Source organism: Enterobacter cloacae complex sp. IR5458 (genome assembly GCF_049238025.1).
Taxonomy (GTDB): Bacteria; Pseudomonadota; Gammaproteobacteria; order Enterobacterales; family Enterobacteriaceae; genus Enterobacter; species Enterobacter kobei.
Genome location: NZ_JBMKIF010000141.1, coordinates 1 through 577 on the forward strand (window position 1 = coordinate 1; position 577 = coordinate 577).

Sequence of the window (577 nt, forward strand, 5' to 3'; positions counted from 1 at the left end):
TGTGGTTTAATTCGATGCAACGCGAAGAACCTTACCTACTCTTGACATCCAGAGAACTTAGCAGAGATGCTTTGGTGCCTTCGGGAACTCTGAGACAGGTGCTGCATGGCTGTCGTCAGCTCGTGTTGTGAAATGTTGGGTTAAGTCCCGCAACGAGCGCAACCCTTATCCTTTGTTGCCAGCGGTTAGGCCGGGAACTCAAAGGAGACTGCCAGTGATAAACTGGAGGAAGGTGGGGATGACGTCAAGTCATCATGGCCCTTACGAGTAGGGCTACACACGTGCTACAATGGCGCATACAAAGAGAAGCGACCTCGCGAGAGCAAGCGGACCTCATAAAGTGCGTCGTAGTCCGGATTGGAGTCTGCAACTCGACTCCATGAAGTCGGAATCGCTAGTAATCGTAGATCAGAATGCTACGGTGAATACGTTCCCGGGCCTTGTACACACCGCCCGTCACACCATGGGAGTGGGTTGCAAAAGAAGTAGGTAGCTTAACCTTCGGGAGGGCGCTTACCACTTTGTGATTCATGACTGGGGTGAAGTCGTAACAAGGTAACCGTAGGGGAACCTGCGG

At 52.3% G+C, this 577-nt stretch carries 1 rRNA gene; it reads left to right on the plus strand.

What is annotated here, in order from left to right:
- Positions 1 to 577, plus strand: a 16S ribosomal RNA gene (locus tag ACOTYN_RS26445); the annotation flags it as partial.